This window comes from Mesorhizobium sp. CNPSo 4684 (genome assembly GCF_057784315.1).
Genome location: NZ_JBWLUX010000080.1, coordinates 1 through 3,005, shown reverse-complemented (window position 1 = coordinate 3,005; position 3,005 = coordinate 1). Strand labels below are relative to the sequence as shown.

Genomic DNA, 3,005 nt, shown 5'->3' with positions numbered 1-3,005 from the left:
CCCCCCCCCCCCCCCTCTGCCCCGCCGCATCATGAAGAATGCCGATTTCGAAGGCATGGTCGAGACCTCCGACGAGTGGATCGCCCAGCGCACCGGTATCCGCCAACGCCATATCGCCGCCGATGACGAAACGACGGCATCGCTCGGCGAGGCGGCCGCGCGCGCGGCACTCGACAGCGCCGGCCTGACGCCCGCAGACATCGACCTGATCGTGCTGGCGACCTCGACGCCCAACAACACCTTCCCGGCGACCGCCGTCGATGTCCAGAACCGGCTCGGCATGCATCATGGCTTTGCCTTCGACCTGCAGGCGGTGTGCTCGGGCTTCGTCTATGCGGTGACCACCGCCGACCTCTACATCAGAGGCGGCCTCGCCAAACGCGTGCTGGTGATCGGCGCGGAAACCTTTTCCCGCATCCTCGACTGGAGCGATCGCTCGACCTGCGTCCTGTTCGGCGACGGCGCCGGCGCGCTGGTGCTGGAAGCGGATGAAGGCACCGGCGGCATTGCCGACCGTGGCGTACTGGCGATGAGTCTGCGCTCCGACGGCGTCCACAAGGACAAGCTTTTCGTCGATGGCGGTCCATCGACCACCGGCACGGTCGGCCATCTCAGGATGGAGGGCCGCGAAGTGTTCAAGCACGCCGTCGGCATGATCACCGACGTCATCGAGGCAACGTTTTCGCAGGCCGGCATCACCGCCGCCGACCTCGACTGGTTCGTGCCGCACCAGGCCAATAAACGCATTATTGACGCTTCGGCCAAGAAGCTCGGGATTACTGAGCAAAAGGTGGTGGTCACCGTCGACTTGCACGGTAACACCTCGGCTGCCTCCGTGCCGCTGGCGCTTTCGGTGGCCGTCGCCGACGGCCGTATCAAGAAGGGTGACCTCGTGCTGCTGGAAGCGATGGGCGGCGGTTTCACCTGGGGCGCGGTTCTGGTTCGCTGGTAAGTGCCGAGCGGTCCGGTTCGGTCCTTGACCTTGCCGGATCAATTACTTAGGTTCTGCCTTTGCTTGTATCGATTTATGTTTTTGAACTGATGGGACGGTCGCATGGGGGGAAAGACACTTACGCGCGCCGACCTTGCCGAAGCTGTTTATCGTAAGGTCGGCTTGTCGCGCACTGAATCGGCAGAACTCGTCGAGGCGGTGCTGGACGAAATCTGCGAAGCCATCGTGCGCGGCGAGACGGTGAAGCTGTCGTCCTTCGCCACCTTCCATGTCCGTTCCAAGAACGAACGCATCGGCCGCAATCCAAAGACCGGCGAGGAAGTGCCGATCCTGCCGCGCCGGGTGATGACCTTCAAGTCGTCGAATGTGCTGAAGAGCCGTATCCTGCGCTCGCACCAGAACAGCAAGGCCAAGGGCGGCAAATAAATCTTCTGCAGCAATTCCAGGAAAAGTGCGTAGCGCTTTCCTAGGAAATTGCGTCAAGGATACACAAACCTTAGTAGTGTCTCAGTTTGAAATCTGAGTTCGCGCTTGTCGCCGTCCGGCTCGAACTCCTATAGCTTAGCGGAAAGAGCACGGAGGAAATTGGGCGTGAGGTCGGCGGTCAGCAAACCTGAGGATGTCGCGACTGCCTTTGCCGATGCTTGGAATCGGCACGATATGGACGATTTCGCAGCGTTATTCGCCGACGATGCAAACTTCGTCAATGTCGTAGGTATGTGGTGGAAGAACCGCGCAGAGATCGAAGGCGCGCACCGCGCGACGCATGAAAGTATGTTTCGTGATAGCCAATTGGACGGCGACGTCTCGTCGGTTGTTGAACTAGCGCCTGGTCTTAATGCCGTTCACTACACATGGACGCTGACCGGCGCATCCGCCCCGGACGGCTCGTCCGCTGGAGTCCGAAAAGGTATCCTGCTTCTGATTGTGAAGGAAGAACGGACGGGCTGGCGAATAAAGGTGGCTCAGAACACGGACATTGTTCCGGGAATGATGGCTCCCCCTCCCAACGCAAAGAGATAATCCCGTCCTGCAAAATCCGTTCGCCTTCCATGAGAATTGACCCTTTCGAGTGCTGTTGCTTGGCAGACATTGCCGGGTCTTCTTCTGCCCGTCCGACTTCTCCAGCCTGGCCCGCTGTTGATCGGAAAAAGGCTTGTCACGCAAACCTTCGGTTGAAAACGGCCGCCGGTTTGACGCCGGGCTTGAATGTTGTTTCATAAACCGCTGAAATGATACCCGATTCGGCAGACTAGGCTGGATCGCCGTCCAGCGTGAGGATTTCGCCCATGGACAAGAGCCCCGACGCTTTCCGCACCATCAGCGAGGTCGCGGAGGATCTCGATCTGCCGCAGCACGTGCTGCGCTTCTGGGAAACCCGTTTCAACCAGATCAAGCCGATGAAGCGCGGCGGCGGCCGCCGCTATTACCGGCCGCAGGATGTCGAACTGATCAAGGGCATCCGTCACATGCTTTATGACCAGGGTTACACGATCAAGGGCGTGCAAAAACTGCTGCGCGAGAACGGCAACCATTTCCTGGTTGCGATCGGCAATGGCGACATGGCAGCCGTCGAGGCGATCTCGCAGCGCAGGCAGGCCGATCAGGTGCCGCTGACGCCGGCGGCGCAGCCGCGCGGCATGGATGACGAGATGCTGGTCGGCCAGCCCAAGGTAAAACCCAGCCGCCGCTTTTTCGGCCTGGGCAAAACCGACGAGGAAGGTCCCGTCCAGCCCGGCACGTCGAAACTGTCGCGCGACAACCGCGCCTTGCTGCAGGAGGCGCTGTTCGACCTCCTCGAATGCAAGCGCCTGCTCGACCAGGTGCGCTAGCTGTGAGCTTTCGGGAGGTTGTCCATTCGGACCGGACCGAGGAGACTGGAGTTACCACGCTTCAGCATCCACCGGAGGGTCCGAATGAACATCCACAAGAATGCCCGTCTAACGCCGCTGCGTCGAGAGGAGATGGCACTGTCGGTGATAGAAGGCGCTCTTTCCCAAGCCCATGCGGCGCGCGTCTACGGCGTGTCGGCCAAGATCGTGGCGCGCTGGGT

Annotated in this window: 5 protein-coding genes; all 5 read left to right on the top strand. The window is 60.7% G+C overall.

Annotation, left to right across the window (positions count from 1 at the left end):
* Positions 1-31 precede the first annotated feature (31 nt).
* Complete coding sequence (locus tag AC04SG_RS32720; protein ID WP_488554386.1) at positions 32-952, top strand: beta-ketoacyl-ACP synthase III; 921 nt, start codon at positions 32-34, stop codon at positions 950-952.
* A gap of 102 nt (positions 953-1,054) precedes the next feature.
* Positions 1,055-1,378: an integration host factor subunit alpha gene (locus tag AC04SG_RS32715; protein ID WP_006201891.1), complete on the top strand. Its 324-nt coding sequence runs from the start codon at positions 1,055-1,057 to the stop codon at positions 1,376-1,378.
* Positions 1,379-1,543: 165 nt separating this feature from the next.
* Positions 1,544-1,975, top strand: a complete 432-nt coding sequence (locus AC04SG_RS32710) for an SgcJ/EcaC family oxidoreductase (RefSeq protein WP_192253297.1) — start codon at positions 1,544-1,546, stop codon at positions 1,973-1,975.
* Between the two features lie 266 nt (positions 1,976-2,241).
* Positions 2,242-2,784 carry a MerR family transcriptional regulator gene (locus AC04SG_RS32705; RefSeq protein ID WP_477340555.1) on the top strand — a complete coding sequence of 181 codons (543 nt, stop codon included), beginning with the start codon at positions 2,242-2,244 and terminating at the stop codon, positions 2,782-2,784.
* A gap of 84 nt (positions 2,785-2,868) precedes the next feature.
* On the top strand, positions 2,869-3,005 hold a 137-nt coding region (locus AC04SG_RS32700), incomplete at its 3' end, for a helix-turn-helix domain-containing protein (RefSeq protein WP_488554385.1).